The organism is Achromobacter sp. ISS7 (assembly GCF_056523125.1).
On record NZ_JAWRZD010000001.1, the window covers coordinates 3511181 to 3530628 of the forward strand.

Below are 19448 nucleotides of genomic sequence, written 5' to 3' on the forward strand. Positions count from 1 at the left end.
CTTCCTCATGCTGTCGTTCGAGGCAGCCCACCCCATCGATGCCCAGGCTTCGACACACGTCGCGGCCGCGGCTCGGAAACCCCGCGAAAGGCGCCGTCGTCCCGATCTGCGTGAAGCGCCAGGCGCATTGCTGCGAAGCCACCATGAGCCTATTTGGCATGTTCGTCCTGATGCACGGCATCGTCCTGTTGCCGTTTCTTGTCTAGCACGCAAGCCGCCGCGGCAAGAGTCCTGCCGCGCCTCCCCCCACCCCGCCCCGGCCCGATACAATCACGGGCATGAATTCCGCAACACAGACCACCGCCGCCGAGGCCCACGCGGGCCATACCCCCATGATGCAGCAATACCTCCGTCTGAAGGCGGAGGCGGGCCCCTTGCTGCTGTTCTACCGCATGGGCGACTTCTATGAAATGTTCTATGAAGACGCGGAACGCGGCGCGCGCCTGCTCAACCTGACGCTGACCAAGCGCGGCTCGTCCAACGGCACGCCCATCCCGATGGCCGGCCTGCCGGTGCACGCGATGGAGCAGTACCTGGCGCGGCTGGTGGCGATGGGCGAGTCCGTCGCCATCTGCGAGCAGATCGGCGATCCCGCGGCCTCCAAGGGTCCGGTCGAGCGCCGCATCGTGCGCATCGTCACGCCCGGCACGCTGACCGACGACGCCCTGCTGCCGGCCAAGGCCGACCGCGCGCTGGCCGCCGTGTTTGTGTCCGGCAACGCCCGCGCGCCGCGCGCCGGGCTGGCCTGGCTGAACCTGGCCAGCGGCGACTTCCGCGTCACCGAATGCGCGCCCGCGCAGCTCGAATCCGAACTGCACCGCGTCGCGCCGGCCGAGATCGTCTGCGCCGACAGCGCCGAATTCGACTTCCCGTTCGAGGGCGCCCGTTCGCGCGTGCCCGACTGGCACTTCGAAAGCGACGGCGCCCGCGCGCACCTGCTGGCGCATTTCAAGACCGACACGCTGGCGGGCTTCGACATCGAAGACATGCCGGCCGGCATCTGCGCCGCCGGCGCGCTGCTGCGCTACGCCGCCCGCACCCAGTCGCAGGCGCTGGCGCACGTGCAGAGCCTGTCGGCCGAGCGCCCCGGCCAGTTCGTGCTGCTCGATCCCGTCACGCGCCGCAACCTCGAACTGACGCAGACGCTGTCGGGCGAGGATTCGCCCACGCTGTTCTCGCTGCTGGACGGCTGCCGCACGCCGATGGGCAGCCGCCTGCTGCGCCGCTGGCTGCACCATCCGCTGCGCGAGAACGAACAGGCCCACGCCCGCCAGCAAGCCATCTCGACGCTACTGGCCGGCCGCATGGACGTCGAACAGACCTTCGGCTCCGCCGGCCTGCTGGAGACGCTGCGCGGCGCCCTCAACGCCTTCCCCGACATCGAACGCATCGCCGCGCGGCTGGCGCTGCGCTCGGTGCGTCCGCGCGAACTGGCCAGCCTGCGCGACGCGCTGCAGGCGCTGCCCGCGCTGCGCGACCTGGTCGCGCCCATGGCCGCTTCTCCGCGCCTGAACGACCTGATCTCGCACCTGTCGGTGGACCCGGCGCTGGCCGCCCTGCTGGTGCGCGCCATCGCCGCCGAACCGGCCGTGGCGATCCGCGACGGCGGCGTGCTGGCCGCCGGCTTCGACGCCGAACTCGACGAACTGCGCGGCCTGGCCGCGGACGGCGGCGACTTCCTGGTGCAACTGGAAGCGCGCGAGCGCGAGCGCACCGGCATCAGCAACCTGCGCGTCGAATTCAACCGCGTGCACGGCTTCTACATCGAAGTCACCAAGGGCCAGACCGCCAAGGTGCCGGAAGACTACCGCCGCCGCCAGACGCTCAAGAACGCCGAGCGCTACATCACCCCGGAACTCAAGACCTGGGAAGACAAGGTGCTGTCGGCGCAGGACCGCTCGCTGGCGCGCGAGAAGTGGCTGTTCGAGCAGTTGCTGGACGTGCTGGCCGAACACGTGCGCCCGCTGTCCGACTGCGCCGGCGCGCTGGCCGAGCTCGACACGCTGGCGGCACTGGCCGAACACGCCCGGCGCCACGACTGGATCGCCCCCGAGCTGTCCGAGCAGGCCGACATCGACATCGACGCCGGCCGCCACCCGGTGGTCGAGCAGGCCATCGAACGCTTCACGCCCAACGGCTGCCGGCTCGACCCGGCGCGCCGCATGCTGCTGATCACCGGCCCCAACATGGGCGGTAAGTCGACCTACATGCGGCAGGTGGCGTTGATCGTGCTGCTGGCGCGCATCGGCAGCTTCGTGCCGGCGGCGCGCGCCCGCATCGGCCGCATCGACCGCATCTTCACCCGCATCGGCGCCGCCGACGACCTGGCGGGCGGACGCTCGACCTTCATGATGGAGATGACCGAGGCCGCCGCCATTCTCGCGGCCAGCACGCCCAACAGCCTGGTGCTGATGGACGAGATCGGCCGCGGCACCTCCACCTACGACGGCCTGGCGCTGGCATGGGCCATCGCCTGCCGCCTGCTGGCGCACAACCGCGCCCTGACGCTGTTCGCCACCCACTACTTCGAACTGACGCGCCTGCCGGCCGAGCAGCCCGCCTCGGCCAACGTGCACCTGGCCGCGGCCGAATCGGCCGGCGGCATCGTGTTCCTGCACGAAGTGCGCGAAGGCCCGGCCAGCCGCAGCTACGGGATCCAGGTGGCGCAGCGCGCCGGCGTGCCCGCCGCCGTGATCCGCCAGGCCACCCGCGAACTCGAACGGCTCGAGGCGCAAGGCGCGCCCACGCCGCAGCTCGGCCTGTTCTCCGCCGCGGCCGACGCCGACGCGCAAGCCTACGCCGAGGCCGACCGCGCCGACGCCATCGAGGCGCTGGACACGCTGCGCGAGGAACTCGCCGGCATCGACCCCGACAGCCTGACCCCGCGCGAAGCGCTGGACGCCCTCTACCGCCTGAAAAAGCACCTGCAATGAACCTCGACCATCCCCTGCCGCTGCTGGGCAACCAGAGCCCCAACGACTTCATGCGCCGCTACTGGCAGAAGAAGCCGCTGCTGATCCGCCAGGCCATCCCGAATTTCAAGCCGCCGGTCACCATCGCCGCGATCAAGAAGCTGGCGCGCCGCGACGACGTCGAATCGCGCCTGATCTGGCGCGAGAACGGCGAATGGCAGATGGAGAACGGCCCCTTCGCCCGCCTGCCCAAGGACAACGAAGGCGATTGGACCCTGCTGGTGCAAAGCGTCGACCTGCACAGCGACGCCGCGGCCGAGCTGATGCAGCAGTTCCGCTTCATCCCCGACGCGCGCCTGGACGACGTGATGATCAGCATCGCCAGCCACGGCGGCGGCGTCGGCCCGCACTTCGACAGCTATGACGTGTTCCTGCTGCAGGCCGCCGGCGAGCGCGAATGGCGCTACGGCCGCCAGAAGGACCTGTCGCTCGAACCCGGCCTGCCGCTCAAGATCCTCAGCCATTTCCAGCCCGAGGAACAGGCCGTGCTGGCGCCGGGCGACATGCTCTACCTGCCGCCGCAGGCCGCGCACGACGGCATCGCCGCGGGCGACGGCTGTATGACCATCTCCATCGGTTTCCGCGCCCCCACGCAAGCCACGCTGGCGCGCGGCCTGCTCGAAGCCGCCGCCGACCAGGTGATGGCGCGCGTCGGCCTGCTGGGCGGCCCCTACGGCGAACCGGCGCTGCCCGGCCCCAAGCTGTCGGCCGTCTACCGCGACCCCGCGCAGGCCGCCGTGGCCACGCCGGCGCAGGTGCCGGACGCGCTGGTCGAGGCCACGCTGGAAACGGTCGGCAAGCTGCGCTTCGACGACGCGCTGGCCTCGCGCTTCCTGGGCTGCTGGCTGACCGAGCCCAGCAACCTCAGCGTGTTCGACGGCCCCGAGGGCCTGGACGTCGACCTGGAAGAAGACTGGCCCGCCCATGGCAAGCTGGTGCTGGACCGCCGCAGCCGCATGCTCTATCGCGGCAAGCAGCTCTTCATCAACGGCGAGACCGCCATGACGCCGGCCTCGCCCGCCTTGTGCAAGCTGGCCGACGCGCGCAGCCTGGACTGCGCCGATCCGGCCTGCGCGCGCCTGTCCGACGAGGCGCGCTCATGCCTAGCCGACTGGCTCGACTCGGGCTGGATCCATTACGTCGAATCGTAGTATCCGGACACCTGCGCGTATCCAACTTGCACAGAACGCAATGAGGTCTATGCGCAGGGTCACATAAAGCAAGACATCACACCGCGCGGAAAGGTTTGTTGCCATTGGGATGCGACCTTTTTAATTTCCACACTCGCATCGCTGACGTGTTCCTGTAGCCTGGATTCTGGTTTCCCCTGACGGGGTTTCAAGAGTCGTCATCTACAGGAGTCCAAAAATGATGAGCAAAACCTTGATTATTGCGTCGGTGCTGGCGGTCTCGCTCAGCGCGTGCAACAAGAAGGAAGATGCCCCGGCGCCCGCGAACAACCCCACGCCGGGCGCAAGCACGCCCGCGCCGTCCAGCACGCCGCCGGCCACCTCGCCGGCGCCGGCTCCCACGCCTGGCACCACGCCTGGCGGCGGTTCCAACGCCCCCGGTGGTTCGACCACGCCGGCATCCTGATCGCATCGTAGTCAGCGAACCACCCCCGCCGCTGATCACGAAAAAAGCCCTGGCCACGTGCCAGGGCTTTTTGTTTGCGCGCCTGCCGGCGAGAGCGGCGGCGCAAGAAAGGAAAAAGGCCCCCGCAGGGGCCTTTTCGTGCTGTCGCGAAGCGCCCGCGGGCGCCTCGCGGCGGACGCATTACATCTTGTCCTTCAGCACGCTCAGCAGGCGCTGGGCGGTGGCGCTGTTGTCGCGCTCGCCCTTGGCGTCCAGCACCGTCACCGTGGTCTGCTCGCCGCTGGCGGTCAGGTGGATGCGGTACTGCGGCGCCTCGGCCTTCTTGTCGCCCGAGAACATGCGGCTGAAGAAGCCCGGCTGGTCGATCTTCTCGCCGGTGTCGGTATCGACGTAGCGCACGAAGTAGTCGCCCGCCGAACGATCGCGATCGTCCACCGAGAAACCGCCGCCGTCCAGCGCCACGCCGACACGGCGCCAGGCGCGGTCGAACGATTCGCTCACCACCAGGGCGGCGCCCTGGGTGCGGACATCCTGCTGCACCGTGGGCTTCTGCGGCGCGGCTTCCGCCTGCTGCACCAGCTTGCGGGCGTTGTCGACGTCGGTGCCCAGGTAGACCATCATGCGCGCCAGCATGGCGGCGTTCAGGCCCGGATCTTCCTTGCCGTTCTGCCACTGCACTTGCGAGCCGTCGCCGCCGACGCGCTTTTCGAGCATCTGGCGGTGGCTGACGTAGATTTCGGTGTGGCCGTTGACGCGCTCGACGCGGGTGCGGAATTTCTCGCGCTCACCGCTGTCCCAGGCCGATTCCAGCACCGCGCCCAGGGCCTGGCGCAGCCAGCTTTCCGGGATCTTGGCGCGGTTTTCCGCCCAGTCGGTTTCGATCAGGCCGGCGCCGGGGTTGTTGCTGGCGACGGTGAAGCCGTTTTCGGTCCAGAAGTCGACCAGGCGCGGGAACACGTCCTCGGGCGCGCGGTCGACCACCAGCCAGCGCAGGTCGCCGTCGCGTTCGACGCGCATGTCCTGGCGGCCGGGCAGCACGTTGCTGGCCTTGGGCGCGGTGGCCTGGGCCTGGCCCTGCTGCTGGAATTGCGAATAGGTGGTCGAGCCCGACGCCGGCGCGCGGTAGCGCGGATCGCTGGCGGCCTGGGTCAGGTCGGGCGGGATGCTCAGCGGCTCGCCACGTTGCGTGACGGCGCTCTTGTAATTGACGGACTCTTCATTGCCCAGGAATTGGTTGACCTCGCTGCAGCCGGCCAACAACACCAGAGACATCAATGCCGACAGACCGGCATGACGCTTGTTCATACGTATCCTCACGATATTTAGAGCAGGCCCGTTTCCTGGAGCACGCGACGCACCGTTTCGTGGTGCGGTGCGCCCAGTTCCACCAGCGGCAACCGGTAGCCCAGTGCGGTGCGGCCCATTTCGGCCAGCGCCCACTTGACGGGAATAGGATTGGCTTCAACGAACAAAGCCTTGTTCAGACGGGCCAGGTGCGCATTAAGTTCACGCACCTTCGGCACGTTGCCCGCCAGGGCGGCGGCACACAAGTCGCGCATCAGCTTGGGCGCGACGTTGGCGGTCACGGAGATGTTGCCGCGCGCGCCCAGCAGGATCAGGGCGGCCGCGGTGGGATCATCGCCGCTGAAAACCTGGAAGCTGGCCGGCGCTTCGCGCAGCAGCAGGCCGCCGCGCGCGATGTCGCCGGTGGCGTCCTTGATGCCGATGATGCCCGGCACCTGGGCCAGGCGCAGCACCGTTTCGTTGCTCATGTCGGCCACGGTGCGGCCCGGCACGTTGTACAGGATGGTCGGCAGGTCGACCGCTTCCACGATGGCGCGGAAGTGGCGGTACAGGCCTTCCTGAGACGGCTTGTTGTAGTACGGCACCACCGACAGGCCGGCCTGCGCGCCCACCGCCTTGGCGTGGCGCGTGAGGTGGATGGCTTCGTCGGTGGAGTTGGCGCCCACGCCGGCGATGACCGGAATGCGGCCGGCGGCATGCTCGACCGCCACGCGGATCAGCTCCGCATGCTCTTCCATGGAGACCGTCGGCGATTCCCCGGTGGTGCCCACCACCACCAGTGCATCGGTTCCTTCCTGGATATGCCAGTCGATCAACGACCGGTAGGCAGCGTAGTCAAGGCTGCCATCGGGCTGCATCGGGGTGACGAGGGCCACCATGCTGCCCTGGAAATTAACGCCTGCGGCGGTTGCAGGGGATGCCATAAATGAGGGGCTCCAAAGCCCGGTGGCGGGATGCCTCAGGGCCAGAATCAGTGAAACCGCTGAGTTTAACGGATATTGGCCGAAATCCTACAGAAACCACTGAACGATTGCCGTTCCCAACGCCAATACCGGACGCATCAATATCCAGAGTACGTCGGTCACCAGCAGCACCACCACGATGACCAGGCCATACGGCTCGATTTTCGAGTATTGCCAGGCCAGGCGGTTGGGCAGCAGGCTGAAGAGGATGCGTCCCCCGTCCAGCGGCGGAATCGGCAGCAGGTTCAGGGCCATCAGTACCAGGTTGACCTGCACGCCGGCCATGGCCATCTCGAACCAGAAACTCTCCTGCATGCCGGTTTCGAGAAACAGGCGCAGCGAAAACACCCACAGGATCGCCATCAGCAGGTTGGCGGCGGGACCGGCCAGCGCCACCCACAGCATGTCCTTCTTGGGACGGCGCAGCCGGCCGAAATCGACCGGCACCGGCTTGGCCCAGCCGAACAGCATGCCGGGGCTGCCCAGCAGCTTGGACATCAGCAGGATCACCGCCGGCACCAGCAGCGTGCCGACCGGGTCGATGTGGCGCGCCGGGTTCAGGCTGATGCGGCCCGCCTGGTACGCCGTCGGGTCGCCGAACATGCGCGCGACGTAGCCGTGCGCGGCCTCGTGCAGGGTGATGGCGAAGATAACCGGTATCGCGTAGACCGCGATCGTCTGGATGATGTCATTCATGGCGATGCGGATTGTAGAGGAGCCGCGTGACGAACGCGCGCGTCACCGCTTCAGGCCAGGCCCAGCGTGGCCGGATCGCCGCGCCCCACCCGCACCACGACGGGGTCGTCGCCGGTCAGGTCGATCACGGTGGTCGGCGAATGCGGGCAGGCGCCCGCGTCGATGATGGCCGCCAGCTCATGGTCGTAGCGCTCGCGGATGGCCTCGGCGTCGTTCAGCGCGTCGGTCTCATCCTTCGGGATCAGCGTGGTCGACAGCAGCGGCGCGCCCATCTGTTCGAGCAAGCCCAGCATCACGGCATGGTCCGGCACGCGGATGCCGATGGTCTTGCGCGACGGGTGCGACACGCGCCGCGGCACTTCCTTGGTGGCCTCCAGGATGAAGGTCCACGGCCCCGGCGTGGCGGCCTTGAGCAGGCGGTACTGGCGGTTGTCGACCCGCGCGAAGTGGCCGATCTCGGCCAGGTCGCGGCACAGCAGCGTGAGGTGATGGCGGTCGTCAAGGCCGCGCAGGCGGCGCAGGCCGTCGGCGGCGTTCTTGTCGTCCAGGCGCGCGACCACCGCGTAGCTGGAATCGGTGGGCACCGCCACCAGCCCCCCGTCGTTCAGCCATTGGGCGGCCTGCTTGAGCAGGCGCGGTTGGGGATTCGCGGGGTGGATATCTAAATGAAGGGCCATGGGATTATCCTAACACTCTTGAAGGCCGCATCGCCAACCGCGGCCGACGCAACACATGGCGGCCGCCCGGCCGCCCGGAGAAACAGTATGCGCCTGGACGACTCACGCGAAAGCGACAATGTGGAAGACCGCCGCGCCAGCGGTCCGCGCATCGGCGGCCGAGGCACCATCGGCATCGGCACCATCGTGCTGGCCCTGGTGGCCATGTATTTCGGCGTCGACCCCAGCGTGGTGCTGCAGATGGCCGAAGGGCCGGCCACGCAGCAACAGCAGGCCCCCGCCAGCCGCCCGCCCGCCAACGACCCGCAGGCGCGCTTCGTATCCAAGGTGCTGGGCGAGACCGAGGACACCTGGAGCGCCATCTTCCAGAAAGACCTGAACCGCCAGTACGTGCCGCCCAAGCTGGTGCTGTTCCGCGGCGCCACGCCCACCGCCTGCGGCACCGGCCAGGCGGCGATGGGGCCGTTCTACTGTCCCGGCGACAGCAAGGTCTACATCGACCTGGCGTTCTTCGACGAATTGCAGAACCGCTTCAAGGCCCCCGGCGATTTCGCCCAGGCCTACGTCATCGCGCACGAGGTCGGCCATCACGTCCAGCACCTGCTGGGCATTTCCGACCAGGTCGACAACCTGCGCCGGCGCAACCCGTCGCAGGCCAACGCGCTGTCGGTGCGCATGGAACTGCAGGCCGACTGCTTCGCCGGCCTGTGGGCGCAGCGCGCCAACGCCGCCCGCAACATCCTGGAAGGCGGCGACGTCGAGGAAGCGCTGGCCGCCGCCACCGCCATCGGCGACGACCGGCTGCAGAAGCAGAGCCAGGGCTACGTGGTGCCCGACGCCTTCACCCACGGCTCGTCGGCGCAGCGTGTGCGCTGGTTCAAGCGCGGCCTGGACAGCGGCGATCTCAAGCAATGCGATACTTTCGCCGCCAGCTCGCTGTAGGGCGCTGGCCGCGACGCGATGGAAGCTGTATATCCATACAGCCAAAAGCCGAGACCGTCTTCATCTTGTAAGATTACGCCCCCGCGCACTCCGCTGCGCGGGCCAGAGCTCCCCAGCGAGGGGGCTTTTCCCGTTGGCCGGCCCAACGGGAAAAGCGTGCTCCCGCCCCGCGCGCGCTGCCGCGGCGACAGGGGTGGCACGGCGCATTTCCAGTTACTAGATCCGTTCCATGGCCAACAAGTTCGAACCGTTAATCACCGTTGATGAGGTGCAAGAGATCCTTGCGGAGCCCAAGGAAACGGTCAAGCAGATCACCTGGATCCCGAAACCGGCCGCCACCAGCATCCAATGGATGGAATTCGCCAGCCCGTGCCGCGTCAAGGGCGAGGTGCGCGACGACGTGATCTTCCGCGCCATCTACCGCGGCGCCCGCACCGTGGTGCACGGCCAGGCCACCATCTTCCTGGCCGAGGCCTTCTGCGCCAGCCTGTTCGTCGGCCCGCACCGCGTGTTCGGCGTCGATACCGACGACTCGTTCCACACCAGCCTGGTGGGCGAAGGCCGGCCGCAATACCGCAAGCCGCTGGCGGACCGCAGCCATGAACACATCTGGGTGGACGAAGGCGAAGGCTATGCCGAGCCCATCGTGCCCGCCCTGCACACGGTCGCCGAGCTGATGCAGTATTTCCTGCCGAGGGCCAACCTGGCCCTGACCGGCGGTTTCGCGCATCCGCTCAAGGGCCGTCAAATCGAACTGATCCTATGAGCAATTTCCTGGAAGCCTCCGGCTGGACCGTCCTGCCGGCGGGCGAACACGCCATCCGCGCCATCTCGCCGATGACGCTGGGCCTGGACGGCCAGCATGCCGCGTTCTTCATCGCGTACCCGGACGACGCCACGTTCTATCTCACCGACGCCTGTGAGACGTCGATGCATGCCTCCAGCTACGGCATCGAGCTGGCGCCCAAGCGCATCGACATCCTCAACGAGACGCCGGGCGTGAGCCTGGCGCACTTCGACAAGTCGGGCGCCATCGTCGCCTCCGGGCCCAACGAGCAGTTGCAGGAAGCCTTGTGGGACGCGGTCAAGCTGGCCATGGCGCTGTCGTTCCAGTGCGCCAAGTGGATGCCGCGCTTCAGCCAGCTGCGCTTTCGCGCCCAGGTGGGCCGGGCGCTGGCGGCCGGCGTCGGCCCCAACCGCATGGTCAAGGGCGCGCGCGCCAAGGGCAGCAGCGGCCACACCGCCGACTTCGCCTTCGCCGTGCGCGCGGCCGGCAGCACCGCGCTGACGTACATCGAGCCGATCGCGCTCAAGGCCGGCAAGAAAATGGACTGGACCCAGGTCTACCAGACCCACGGCAAGATGTCGGACGTGAAAATGGCCGATGCGCGCAACTCGCGCATGGTGATCCTGGAAGACGGCGCGTCGGCCGAGGAACTCAAGAAGGCCGTGGCCATCCTGGAACAGTCGGCCAGCGTGCTGACGCTGGCCAAGACGCGCGACTGGAAGGCCGTGTTCGCGGCCGAATGAACACCGGCGCCGCCAGGCGGCGCTTCATGGCGACCAGCGCGCCGCGGCATGGGCGCCGCGGGGATTCCCTGGCCGTCAGGCGTCAGGATGGCACGTGGGTCAGGCCGTCGACGATTTCGCGCCCATGCAGGATGGCGGCATGCACCGCCTCGCGCGGGCTGTAGACGAAGCCGCCTTCGGCAAAGCGTGGCACGGGGTATTCGTCGCCGCCTTCCAGCACGGCGCCCGCCTGGACCACCATGATCGATGCGATGAAAACGGGGCCGCTGGGCAGCGTCTGAACTTCTTCGCCCGCGCCCCGGGACACCTTGGCCGTCAGCCGGTATCCCTTGTAGATCAAGTTGTTCTGATGCACTTCGGATGCCCTCTTTCTGCGAACCAGCATACCCCGGCTGTTCATGACAGTTCGGATAAGTTTTGTAACCCTGGCATTCGATAGAAACATTGTTGCATTGCACGAATTACGTCCCCGTTTCCGCTGGACTCGTGGCACAGGCCGGACAGGCAGGCGGTGCGCGGCTGACAGCCAGATGACACTCGATGACACTGTCATCTGGCCGCCGCCGCGCTGATCCGTCCCGGGGATTTCCCCTATGACTGTTGCGAAAGCGCACTTTCGGGCGCCTGCATGCCGGTCGCCCGCAGATAGTCGGGCCGGGTCCAGCCCCGTCCCAGCAGGAACATGCGGGTATGCAGGTCGCCCAGCACGGACGGCGTCACCGTGGCCCCCAGGTAGGTCAGGCGCTTGCGTCGCAGATCGACGTAGCCCAGCTCGTAGTCACGCGCCAGCCCCAGCCACAGGCGGTGGGCGCCGGTCGACTGGCGCGCGCCGCTCATGATGCACAGGCCGGCCTCCAGCCCCCAGCGATAGACCGCGGTGGCCAGCCCCATGCCCTGATAGGGCGCGGCGTATTTCGAGTGCGGCGCGCGCACGTACGGATCGGCGCGCCGCCCCACCTCGATCAGCCGGTTGAACACCGTGTAGCCCGCCAGCCGGCCGCGCCGCGCGTCCACCACATACACGTAATACTCGCCATCGGCTTCGCGGTAGCGAAGCACCATGCCAGGGATGTCGGTTTGAACCTCCGGCAATCCATACAAGCGGTCCGAAGGACGATTCATGCGGTCGTGGATGGCATCGAGTTCCGTTTCCACTTCGCGCGGAGCATGGTTGACGTCGATGCGCAGTTCCGTCGCGATTGGCAGAATGCGGCGGAAAGCGTGCAGGGCCAGCGTAGGCAAGGCCACCTCCTGTGCAGGGCAAATGCCCGATGAAAAAAGCGGTTCGTGCGCCGCCCCGGCCTGCCGGCCAAGGGGCAACGCGTGATATCGATGGGGTCGTGCGGAAACCGCCGCGGCCTCGCGGTCGCGGCAAAGCGGCGTCATGGCGAGCTAGGCGGCGTGGCCGCCGGAACGGCGCCAGTCCGCGCTATCGCCGGAGGCTTCGTCCGGCATGCCGAAGAACGCGGGAAACTGGCGCACCCCCTTGCGCGTGACCGACAGCGCGCGCGAATCCAGGTCCCTGTCGACCCAGCCGCGCGCGAGCAGCGCCTCCAGCAGCGCGGCGCCGAGCGCGCCGCCCAGGTGCGAGCGGCGTTCGCTCCAGTCCAGGCAGGGGCAGGCGAACCGGCGGCGGCGCTGGCGCGCCCGCGCCACGTCCACCCCGACCTGCGCCAGCGAGGCCTCGCCCAGCGGCGTCAGCGCGTAATCGCGGCCATCGGCCGCCAGCCACTGGCGCGCTAGCATCGCGTCATGGATGCGCACGGCCAGCGTGCCGGCCATGTGGTCGTAGCAGGTGCGCGCCTCGCGCAACGCCGATGGCGTGTTGGGCTTGAACGGCGTGCGCTCGGCGCCCGCCACCACCAGCAGCGCCTCCAGCGCGCGCGCGACTTCGGCATTGGCCAGCCGGTAATAACGATGCTTGCCCTGCGCCGCCTGCTCCACCAGCCCCTGCTCGCGCAGGCGCTGGAAATGGCTGCTGGCGGTGGAGGCGCCGATCTCGGCGGCCGCGGCCAGCTCGGTGGCGGTGCGGGCGCGGCCGTCCAGCAGCACGCATAGCATCCGTGCCCGCGCCGGATCGGCGATCGCGCCGGCGACGGCCGACAGATTGATATCGGCGAACTCGGATTCCATGATTCGGTCCTGGCCAAAGTGTTGTCTACAGGGCCAAGCATACTGCGAGTCATCCCAACAAGACAGCCGGCGCCATCGCCCGCCGCCCACCATGCGCACCCCACAGCGTTTTTTCGGCCGGAAAGTCCTTTACGCCACCTTCGTGCTGGCCATCTTCGGCTGGGGCGTCGGCTTCTATGGCCCGCCGGTGTTCCTGCACGCGGTGGTGCAGCGCACTGGCTGGAGCGTGGCGCTGGTGTCGGCCGCGGTCACGCTGCACTTCCTGTGCGGCACGCTGATCGTGGCCAACCTGCCGCGCCTGTACCGGCGCTGGGGCATGCCGGCCGTGACCCTGGCGGGCGCCATCGCGCTAGCGCTGGGCGTGTCGGGCTGGGCCCGCGCGGCCGCGCCGTGGCAGCTGTACGCGGCCGCGCTGTTCTCCGGCATGGGCTGGGTCACACTCGGCGCCGCGGCGGTCAACGCGCTGATCTCGCCGTGGTTCGTCAAGCGCCGGCCGGCCGCGCTGGGCATGGCCTACAACGGCGCCAGCGTCGGCGGCATCGTGTTCTCGCCGCTGTGGGTGTTCCTGATCGCGGGCTACGGTTTCGCGCAGGCGGCGTGGTGGGTCGGCGCGGCGATGGTGCTGGTGATCGCGGCGCTGGCGCGCAAGGTGTTCGCCGTCACGCCGCAACAGCTCGGCCAGCATCCCGACGGCGAGTCGCCGGACGCGCCGGCGCAGGCCGCCGCCGCCGCGCTGGCGCGCGTGCCGCGCCTGTGGCGCGACCGCGCCTTCCTGTCGCTGGGCGCGGGCATGGCGCTGGGCCTGTTCGCGCAGATCGGCCTGATCGCGCACCTGCTGTCGTTGCTGGCGCCGCTGCTGGGCGCGCAGACCGCCGGCATCGCGATGGGCCTGGCCACCGCCAGCGCCATCGCCGGCCGCAGCCTGGTGGGCTGGCTGATGCCGGCCTCGGCCGACCGCCGCGTGGTCGCGTGCCTGTCCTATGGCGCGCAGATCGCCGGCTCGCTGGTGCTGATGCTGGCGGTGGACCACACCTGGGCGGTGTGGCTGGGCGTGCTGCTGTTCGGCGCCGGCATCGGCAACGCCACCTCGCTGCCGCCGCTGATCGCGCAAACCGAATTCGCGCGCGAGGACGCGGTGCGGGTGGTGCCGCTGATCGTGGCCATGTCGCAAGGCGCCTATGCCTTCGCGCCCGCCGTTTTCGGCGTGCTGCGCACGCTGTCCGGCCAGGGGCAGCATCCGCTGTTCTGGTTCCTGGCGGTGGCGGCGGGCCTGCAGGCGGCGGCTATCGTCTGCCTGGCCTGGGGCCGCGGCTCGAGGGCCGCTTAATCCAGCCCGCCGCGACGCGCCACCAGGCCGGCCATGACGGCATCGCCCTGTTCGCCGGCCAGCCCGGCCGCCACGCCCTGGCGGTCGGCGGCGTTGCGGTTCTGGCTGACCTTCCACTTGCCCTCGATGCGCGTGATCGCGATTTCGATGCCGACGATGGCGCGCATCTGCGCGGCGATGAAATCCTCGGGCGCATCCTCGACGCGCCACGGCTGCACCCGCGCCTTCTCCTGCGCATCGGTCAGCGCGCCGATCTGCGCCCGCACCCAGGTGGGATCGTCGTGAACCGTCGGCGTGCCCCAGACATGCACGGCCACGAAGTTCCAGGTCGGCACGACCTTGTGCGTCTCGGCCTTGGTGGCGTACCAGGACGGCGTGATGTAGGCCTGCGCGCCATGGAACACCAGCAGGCAGTCGCCGCCGGCGGCCAGTTCCTTCCATTGCGGATTGGCGCGCGCCATGTGCAGCCGCAGCACCCCGTGCGGCCCTTCCGGATACAGCAGACAGGGGATGTGGTTGGCCATCAGCCCGCCCTCCCCGCTGGTCATCAGCACCCCCAGGGGATGCGTGCGGATGAAATCGTGCTGGACCTCGAGGGAGTCTTCGCGAAAGGCTGACGGCAGGTACATGGCGGAATGGGCGGTGGAAAGGAAAAACACACCATAGCGCCGTGCTGGCTCCATTGCCAGAGCCATATAACCCTCAATTCATGGAGCCACAATGCGCGTGGCTCGCCGGCAACGGCGCGCCGGCGGCCCGATCACGCCAATGGATCCCGCCACCGGATCCCGCAACCGCATCACGGCCACCCCATCACGGCCACTGGATCACCCCAGCGCCTTCACCAGCAGCACCGTGGTGAAACCGCTGTCCCATTCCTCGTCGGGATAGGTGTCGACCTCGGCATAGCCGTGCTTGGCGTAGAACGCGCGGCTTTGCGTATTGAACGTGTCGGTCTCCAGCCGCGCCTCGTCGAATCCGGCGGCGCGCATGCCGTCCTCGGCGAGCGCCAGCAGCGCCGCGCCGACCCCGCGCCGCTGCTGCGCCGGATGCACGTGCAGGGCCCAGATGAAGTTCTTCTCCCAATCCACCATGCCCGCCACGCGGCCGCCGGCCTCGCACACATGGAACAGCGCGCCACGCTCGGCGACGTATTGCGGGATCTTGCCGCTGTCCAGGAAGTGCTGGTATTTCAGCGGCGTCATCTGCGGCCGCCAGGTGCCTTCGTAGGTTTGCGTCAATATGTCCTCCAGCGCCGCCACATCGTCGGGGCGCGCCGGTCGGATCGTCAGGGAAGTCCGGGTCTGCGTCATGCGCGGCAGTGTAGCAACCGCGCGCGGCCGTTATCGTCGGACGCGTTCGTAGGCCTGGTTCATGCGCTCGCGCGCGTCGGTTTCATGGGCATAGGCGCGGTCGTAGGTGGCCAGGCAGGCCGCCGTCGGATCGGGCCATTTGATCGCGGCGACCGCCGCGGTCAATTCGTCGCGCGCGCGCTGCCATTCCTTGACCGCCGCGTACCATTCCTTGGTCGTGTCCATAGTTCCCTCCCTATGTGCACGGCCCCATCGTAGTCCCGCCCGCGCCGGCGGCGGCTAGCCCTTTCAGCGACGCAAATGGATGAGCCCGGACGCCATCCGGATGGCGACTTGCGGCCTGCCAGCAGCGGCCCGCCCGTCCTTGGACCCGTTCCGGGTCGTGCCGCGCGACCAAGGTAAAATCATCGAATCCACTCGGGACCGGTTGAGCGGCAGACGCCGCCGCGGTTCCGGGCATGGATGCCGCGGGCGCGGTTTCGCGCCAGCGCCGCCACGACGCCGCGGTCCGCATCGACCCTTCACGCAATGCGACCATGCGGCGAAAGAACGAGTCCCTTCGAGGACTCTCCACACACAACGCCCCCAGAAATGAACGCGGCGCCGCCGCGGTGGTCATAGGGTAGCCGGCGCCGCCGCGCCCCTTTCGCCGCCCCGCAAACGCGGCGCCTCGCCCTCCGCTTCCTCATATCACGATGTGATGAATATTGACGTCAACCCTCACTTACTCACGGCCACGGCAAATGCTACTGTTCCGCCTGTGCAAGGAGTACAAGCAATGGATCAGAAAACGAAACCCTGGGCCTTTCCCAAACCCCATCCGGAAAACACCCCGCGGGGCGAACGAAACAAACAGGAGTTCGACACGCCGCCGGTGAGCGAAACGCCGGCGGCCAAGCCGCGCGGCAAGAAAAGCGCCACCACGGCCGCCGCCGCCAAATCATGACGCGTCATTGACGGCCATCCCGCCATGCGCCCGCCCGCCACCGCGCCCATCCCCGCCGCCCTCGCGCGGCCGGTCCGCGGCCCGCGAGGCCTGACACCGCCGCGCGCGCAAGCGCGGCCGCTGCAAGAATCGTGAACGCGTTCATGAATCCGGCGCTGCAAGGCGCCGGCCGGATCACCGGCGTGTTCTTCCACCCGGCCGGCGACATCGTCGCCGTGGCCTCGGCCTTTCCCCTCCTGATCAATCCGCCCGCGCGCGCCGCCTATGGCGGCGCCGCGTTGCGCTACCGCGTCGGCCTGTACCGCCGCGGCGATCCCGTGCCGTTCGCGGCCTGCGACGCGCCGCGCCTGCCCGTCAACGACGTCGCCTTCCATCCCCGCCTGCCCGTCATCGCCATCGGCGCGGGCAGCTACGACGGCGGCTATCTGTTCGAAGGCGAGCTGATCGCCTGGAACTGGGAAAGCGGCGCCAGCCACCGCCCCTTCGTCAACGTGCCCGAAGTGGTGCGTTGCCGCTACCAGGACGACGGCCGCATCGAGGCCTGGGTGCGCCCCTGGGACGAATCGTGGGACGAACAGGACGACGAGGGCCCCGCGGCCTTCGAGACGCTGCTGCCGGTGCGGGCCGACGCCGACGCCGCGCCGGTCACGCCCGTGCTGGACCCCGCCACCGCCATCCTCGATCCCGCCATGCCGCGCGCTGACGGCGACCCCGCCGAGCGCCTGGCGCACTGGCTGGGCCTGCCCGACCTGGGCCTGCGCGGCGCCATCTGGGACCTGGCATGGCTCGACGCCGACACGCTCGCCGCGGTCCACGACGGCTGCCTGCTCGAGCGCTACCGAGCCGACGGCGCGTTGCTCGCGCGCCACGACGGCGGCGGCCGCGGCGCCGAGATCCTGCGCACCTCGCCGCTCATCGTGCACGCCATCGCCGCGCCCGACCCCGCCGACCGCTTCCGCCGCGACTCGCGGCTGTACGCGCTGCGCGGCGACGCGCTGACGGCTGTGCGCGACGAGGACGGCCAATACACCTTCAGCGCCAGCGCCGACGGCCGCGTGCTGGGCCGCCGCGACCGCATCGACACGCGCCGGCGCGCGGCCGGCGACGTGCTGCTGGACCCCACGCTGACCGACGCACGGCGCCTCGACCTCGGCCACTACGACTGCTTCAATCACTACCTCGGCATCACCGGCGCGCCCGACCTGTTCACGCTGCAGGGCACGCCCCCCGACTCGCACGAGGGCAAGCACCTGTGCCGGGTCCACGCCGATGGCCGCCTCGAACGCCTGTGGCCGCTGCTCAAGCCGGACGGCACGCCGGCCAGCCACGCCATGGAATGCCGCGGCGCCTACGTCGACGACGCGCTCGGCGCCGGCGTGGTGATCGCCGGCAAGCACTACTCGCCCACGGTCGGCAACGCCTATCGCGGCTTCATCTACCGCAAATCGCTGGCGCGCGGGCAGGAACGCTGGCGCCACGCCACCCCCGCCTCGGCCAGCGCCATCGTGGTGGCCGACGACCTGGTGCTGGCCGCCTTCCTCGACGGCAGCCTGATGCTGATCGACGCCGCCAGCGGCGACCTGCTGCTGGCCGCCAGGGTCCGCATCGGCGGCATCGCCACCGTGCTCTACGCCCTCGCCGCGCATGGCGGCAAACTGGCCGTCGGCACTCTCGACGGCCGCATCGCGATCGTCGACCTGGCCACCCTGCGCACCCTGCGCGCGACCCGCGGCGGCATCGATCTGGCATGATGGGGCCATCGCGGGCGCCGCCGCCCGCTCCCCTTGAACCGATCTCCCGCGCCCATGCACTACACCCAGGACCCCGCCACCCCGCCCGCCCCCACCGTCAGCTTCGACGACTTCATGAAGGTCGACATCCGCGTCGGCACCATCATCGCCGCCGATCCCTTCCCCGAGGCGCGCAAGCCGGCCTACAAGCTGACCATTGATTTCGGCGCCGGCGTCGGCGTCAGGAAAAGCTCGGCGCAGATCACCGGCCGCTACACGCTCGAGCAACTGCCGGGCAAGCGCGTGCTGGGCATCGTCAACTTCCCGCCACGGCAGGTCGGCCCGGTGCGCTCCGAAGTGCTGGTGCTGGGCCTGGCCGACGCCGACGACCAGACGGTGCTGGTGACGCCCGAGCTGGACGTGCCCAACGGCGCCCGGCTGACCTGAACCTGAAAATTTCGCCCGGCGCGCCGCGCCGTTTGCTACACTGCAAGCCTCCCTGGGGAGTAGCCTCTTCCGGCCCGTCCGGAAGCGCCCGCGTCAACACTCTTGGCCCTTCCGGCCATGGCGCCGGCAACCGACACGGTTTGGCGAGACCACGGACTTTTCCATAGCTTCTGACCGGGCGATATGGAAAGTCTGTGTGTTTCGCCCGGTCGGAGCCTCTCCCGCATGAACGCCCTCTCCACTCTCGTCCTGGCCTTCGCCATGTCCACCGACGCCTTCGCCGCGGCGGTCGGCAAGGGCGCCGCCCTGCACAAGCCACGGCTGTCCGAAGCGCTGCGCACCGGCGTGATCTTCGGCGTGATCGAAGCCATTACGCCCGTGATCGGCTGGGCCCTCGGCTCGATGGCCGCCCAGTTCGTGCGCGACTGGGACCACTGGATCGCCTTCGGCATGCTCTGTGTGCTGGGCGCGATGATGATCCGCAACGGCCTGGGCGCCGACCAGGAGGAGGCCACGCCGGTCGGCCGCCATTCGTTCTGGCTGCTGGCCGCCACCGGTTTCGCCACCAGCATCGACGCCATGGCGGTCGGCGTCAGCCTGGCCTTCATCGACAACAACATCGCCGTCACGGCGCTGGCGATCGGCCTGGCGACCATGCTGATGGTGACCCTCGGCGTCATGATCGGGCGGCTGGTCGGCAGCGTCGCCGGCAAGCGCGCCGAAGTGCTCGGCGGCCTGGCGCTGATCGGCATCGGCGCCACCATCCTGTACGAACACCTGAAGGCGTAAGCCGCCCGCCGCCCCGCCCCGTCGGGCGGGCGCGGCACGCCCGATCAATAGCAGACTGAATCACCCCGATCGCGCCCTGGGAT

21 protein-coding genes and 1 riboswitch are annotated in these 19448 nt (G+C 69.1%); of the genes, 11 read left to right on the forward strand and 10 right to left on the reverse strand.

What is annotated here, in order from left to right:
* The first annotated feature begins 278 nt into the window (after positions 1-278).
* The 3 genes from mutS (at position 279) to AC1HFW_RS15640 (ending at position 4568) form a co-directional block, all read left to right on the forward strand.
* Positions 279-2933 carry a DNA mismatch repair protein MutS gene (gene mutS, locus AC1HFW_RS15630; RefSeq protein ID WP_006390420.1) on the forward strand — a complete coding sequence of 885 codons (2655 nt, stop codon included), beginning with the start codon at positions 279-281 and terminating at the stop codon, positions 2931-2933.
* Positions 2930-4123: a ribosomal protein uL16 3-hydroxylase gene (locus AC1HFW_RS15635; protein WP_479284265.1), complete on the forward strand. Its 1194-nt coding sequence runs from the start codon at positions 2930-2932 to the stop codon at positions 4121-4123. The genes mutS and AC1HFW_RS15635 overlap by 4 nt, the downstream gene beginning before the upstream one ends.
* Before the next feature lie 217 nt (positions 4124-4340).
* A complete protein-coding gene (locus tag AC1HFW_RS15640) occupies positions 4341-4568 on the forward strand; it encodes an endopeptidase (protein ID WP_081105178.1) in 228 nt (75 codons plus the stop codon).
* Between the two features lie 180 nt (positions 4569-4748).
* Here AC1HFW_RS15640 and bamC read toward each other — a convergent pair whose 3' ends face one another.
* From bamC to AC1HFW_RS15660, 4 genes are all read right to left on the reverse strand, one after another.
* Entirely contained in the window at positions 4749-5873 is a 1125-nt protein-coding gene (bamC, locus tag AC1HFW_RS15645; protein WP_061073820.1) for an outer membrane protein assembly factor BamC, read from the reverse strand.
* A 17-nt stretch (positions 5874-5890) separates the two neighbouring features.
* Positions 5891-6796, reverse strand: coding sequence for a 4-hydroxy-tetrahydrodipicolinate synthase (dapA, locus tag AC1HFW_RS15650; RefSeq protein WP_061073819.1), 906 nt, complete (start codon positions 6794-6796; stop codon positions 5891-5893).
* 87 nt (positions 6797-6883) lie between these two features.
* Entirely contained in the window at positions 6884-7531 is a 648-nt protein-coding gene (locus tag AC1HFW_RS15655; RefSeq protein ID WP_006390425.1) for a site-2 protease family protein, read from the reverse strand.
* 50 nt (positions 7532-7581) lie between these two features.
* Complete coding sequence (locus AC1HFW_RS15660) at positions 7582-8208, reverse strand: L-threonylcarbamoyladenylate synthase (protein WP_006390426.1); 627 nt, start codon at positions 8206-8208, stop codon at positions 7582-7584.
* A gap of 87 nt (positions 8209-8295) precedes the next feature.
* Between AC1HFW_RS15660 and ypfJ the strand changes: the two genes are divergently transcribed.
* From ypfJ to AC1HFW_RS15675, 3 genes are all read left to right on the forward strand, one after another.
* On the forward strand, positions 8296-9150 hold the full coding sequence (ypfJ, locus tag AC1HFW_RS15665) for a KPN_02809 family neutral zinc metallopeptidase (protein ID WP_006390427.1): 855 nt from the start codon (positions 8296-8298) through the stop codon (positions 9148-9150).
* Positions 9151-9379: 229 nt separating this feature from the next.
* A complete protein-coding gene (locus AC1HFW_RS15670) occupies positions 9380-9916 on the forward strand; it encodes a hypothetical protein (protein ID WP_054431556.1) in 537 nt (178 codons plus the stop codon).
* A complete protein-coding gene (locus AC1HFW_RS15675; protein ID WP_006390429.1) occupies positions 9913-10680 on the forward strand; it encodes a hypothetical protein in 768 nt (255 codons plus the stop codon). The genes AC1HFW_RS15670 and AC1HFW_RS15675 overlap by 4 nt, the downstream gene beginning before the upstream one ends.
* 82 nt (positions 10681-10762) lie before the next feature.
* On the opposite strand, the gene AC1HFW_RS15680 is transcribed toward AC1HFW_RS15675, so the two are convergent.
* The 3 genes from AC1HFW_RS15680 to AC1HFW_RS15690 all read right to left on the reverse strand — a co-directional run bounded on the left by AC1HFW_RS15680 (position 10763) and on the right by AC1HFW_RS15690 (position 12813).
* Positions 10763-11035, reverse strand: a complete 273-nt coding sequence (locus AC1HFW_RS15680; protein ID WP_006390430.1) for a hypothetical protein — start codon at positions 11033-11035, stop codon at positions 10763-10765.
* Between the two features lie 236 nt (positions 11036-11271).
* Entirely contained in the window at positions 11272-11922 is a 651-nt protein-coding gene (locus AC1HFW_RS15685; RefSeq protein ID WP_061073818.1) for a hypothetical protein, read from the reverse strand.
* A gap of 150 nt (positions 11923-12072) precedes the next feature.
* On the reverse strand, positions 12073-12813 hold the full coding sequence (locus tag AC1HFW_RS15690) for an ArsR/SmtB family transcription factor (RefSeq protein WP_479284270.1): 741 nt from the start codon (positions 12811-12813) through the stop codon (positions 12073-12075).
* Positions 12814-12904: 91 nt separating this feature from the next.
* Between AC1HFW_RS15690 and AC1HFW_RS15695 the strand changes: the two genes are divergently transcribed.
* Positions 12905-14140, forward strand: coding sequence for an MFS transporter (locus AC1HFW_RS15695; protein WP_479284272.1), 1236 nt, complete (start codon positions 12905-12907; stop codon positions 14138-14140).
* Here the strand turns inward: AC1HFW_RS15695 and AC1HFW_RS15700 are convergent.
* From AC1HFW_RS15700 to AC1HFW_RS15710, 3 genes are all read right to left on the reverse strand, one after another.
* Complete coding sequence (locus AC1HFW_RS15700) at positions 14137-14769, reverse strand: FMN-binding negative transcriptional regulator (RefSeq protein ID WP_479286511.1); 633 nt, start codon at positions 14767-14769, stop codon at positions 14137-14139. The two genes, AC1HFW_RS15695 and AC1HFW_RS15700, sit on opposite strands and share 4 nt — an antisense overlap.
* Before the next feature lie 198 nt (positions 14770-14967).
* Positions 14968-15453, reverse strand: coding sequence for a GNAT family N-acetyltransferase (locus AC1HFW_RS15705; protein ID WP_035359270.1), 486 nt, complete (start codon positions 15451-15453; stop codon positions 14968-14970).
* Between the two features lie 30 nt (positions 15454-15483).
* Positions 15484-15678, reverse strand: a complete 195-nt coding sequence (locus tag AC1HFW_RS15710; protein WP_006390437.1) for a hypothetical protein — start codon at positions 15676-15678, stop codon at positions 15484-15486.
* Positions 15679-16231: 553 nt separating this feature from the next.
* Between AC1HFW_RS15710 and AC1HFW_RS15715 the strand changes: the two genes are divergently transcribed.
* The 4 genes from AC1HFW_RS15715 to mntP all read left to right on the forward strand — a co-directional run bounded on the left by AC1HFW_RS15715 (position 16232) and on the right by mntP (position 19365).
* Positions 16232-16399, forward strand: a complete 168-nt coding sequence (locus AC1HFW_RS15715; protein WP_006390438.1) for a hypothetical protein — start codon at positions 16232-16234, stop codon at positions 16397-16399.
* Between the two features lie 131 nt (positions 16400-16530).
* The gene (locus AC1HFW_RS15720; RefSeq protein ID WP_479284275.1) at positions 16531-18150 is read left to right on the forward strand and encodes a hypothetical protein; all 1620 of its coding nucleotides are present in this window, start codon (positions 16531-16533) and stop codon (positions 18148-18150) included.
* 54 nt (positions 18151-18204) lie between these two features.
* A complete protein-coding gene (locus tag AC1HFW_RS15725) occupies positions 18205-18576 on the forward strand; it encodes a tRNA-binding protein (RefSeq protein WP_479284277.1) in 372 nt (123 codons plus the stop codon).
* A 42-nt stretch (positions 18577-18618) separates the two neighbouring features.
* Positions 18619-18797, forward strand: a riboswitch (yybP-ykoY riboswitch).
* A 4-nt stretch (positions 18798-18801) separates the two neighbouring features.
* A complete protein-coding gene (gene mntP / locus AC1HFW_RS15730) occupies positions 18802-19365 on the forward strand; it encodes a manganese efflux pump MntP (protein ID WP_006390441.1) in 564 nt (187 codons plus the stop codon).
* Positions 19366-19448 lie beyond the last annotated feature (83 nt).

Bases quoted from the DNA above. Each gene is read 5' to 3' on its own strand.
- mntP (WP_006390441.1), top strand. From the start codon at position 18,802: ATGAACGCCCTCTCCACTCTCGTCCTGGCCTTCGCCATGTCCACCGAC.
- AC1HFW_RS15675 (WP_006390429.1), top strand. From the start codon at position 9,913: ATGAGCAATTTCCTGGAAGCCTCCGGCTGGACCGTCCTGCCGGCGGGC.
- AC1HFW_RS15725 (WP_479284277.1), top strand. From the start codon at position 18,205: ATGCACTACACCCAGGACCCCGCCACCCCGCCCGCCCCCACCGTCAGC.
- AC1HFW_RS15690 (WP_479284270.1), bottom strand. From the start codon at position 12,813: ATGGAATCCGAGTTCGCCGATATCAATCTGTCGGCCGTCGCCGGCGCG.
- AC1HFW_RS15705 (WP_035359270.1), bottom strand. From the start codon at position 15,453: ATGACGCAGACCCGGACTTCCCTGACGATCCGACCGGCGCGCCCCGAC.
- AC1HFW_RS15635 (WP_479284265.1), top strand. From the start codon at position 2,930: ATGAACCTCGACCATCCCCTGCCGCTGCTGGGCAACCAGAGCCCCAAC.
- AC1HFW_RS15655 (WP_006390425.1), bottom strand. From the start codon at position 7,531: ATGAATGACATCATCCAGACGATCGCGGTCTACGCGATACCGGTTATC.
- bamC (WP_061073820.1), bottom strand. From the start codon at position 5,873: ATGAACAAGCGTCATGCCGGTCTGTCGGCATTGATGTCTCTGGTGTTG.
- AC1HFW_RS15710 (WP_006390437.1), bottom strand. From the start codon at position 15,678: ATGGACACGACCAAGGAATGGTACGCGGCGGTCAAGGAATGGCAGCGC.
- AC1HFW_RS15670 (WP_054431556.1), top strand. From the start codon at position 9,380: ATGGCCAACAAGTTCGAACCGTTAATCACCGTTGATGAGGTGCAAGAG.
- AC1HFW_RS15700 (WP_479286511.1), bottom strand. From the start codon at position 14,769: ATGTACCTGCCGTCAGCCTTTCGCGAAGACTCCCTCGAGGTCCAGCAC.
- AC1HFW_RS15695 (WP_479284272.1), top strand. From the start codon at position 12,905: ATGCGCACCCCACAGCGTTTTTTCGGCCGGAAAGTCCTTTACGCCACC.
- AC1HFW_RS15660 (WP_006390426.1), bottom strand. From the start codon at position 8,208: ATGGCCCTTCATTTAGATATCCACCCCGCGAATCCCCAACCGCGCCTG.
- mutS (WP_006390420.1), top strand. From the start codon at position 279: ATGAATTCCGCAACACAGACCACCGCCGCCGAGGCCCACGCGGGCCAT.
- dapA (WP_061073819.1), bottom strand. From the start codon at position 6,796: ATGGCATCCCCTGCAACCGCCGCAGGCGTTAATTTCCAGGGCAGCATG.
- ypfJ (WP_006390427.1), top strand. From the start codon at position 8,296: ATGCGCCTGGACGACTCACGCGAAAGCGACAATGTGGAAGACCGCCGC.
- AC1HFW_RS15715 (WP_006390438.1), top strand. From the start codon at position 16,232: ATGGATCAGAAAACGAAACCCTGGGCCTTTCCCAAACCCCATCCGGAA.
- AC1HFW_RS15640 (WP_081105178.1), top strand. From the start codon at position 4,341: ATGATGAGCAAAACCTTGATTATTGCGTCGGTGCTGGCGGTCTCGCTC.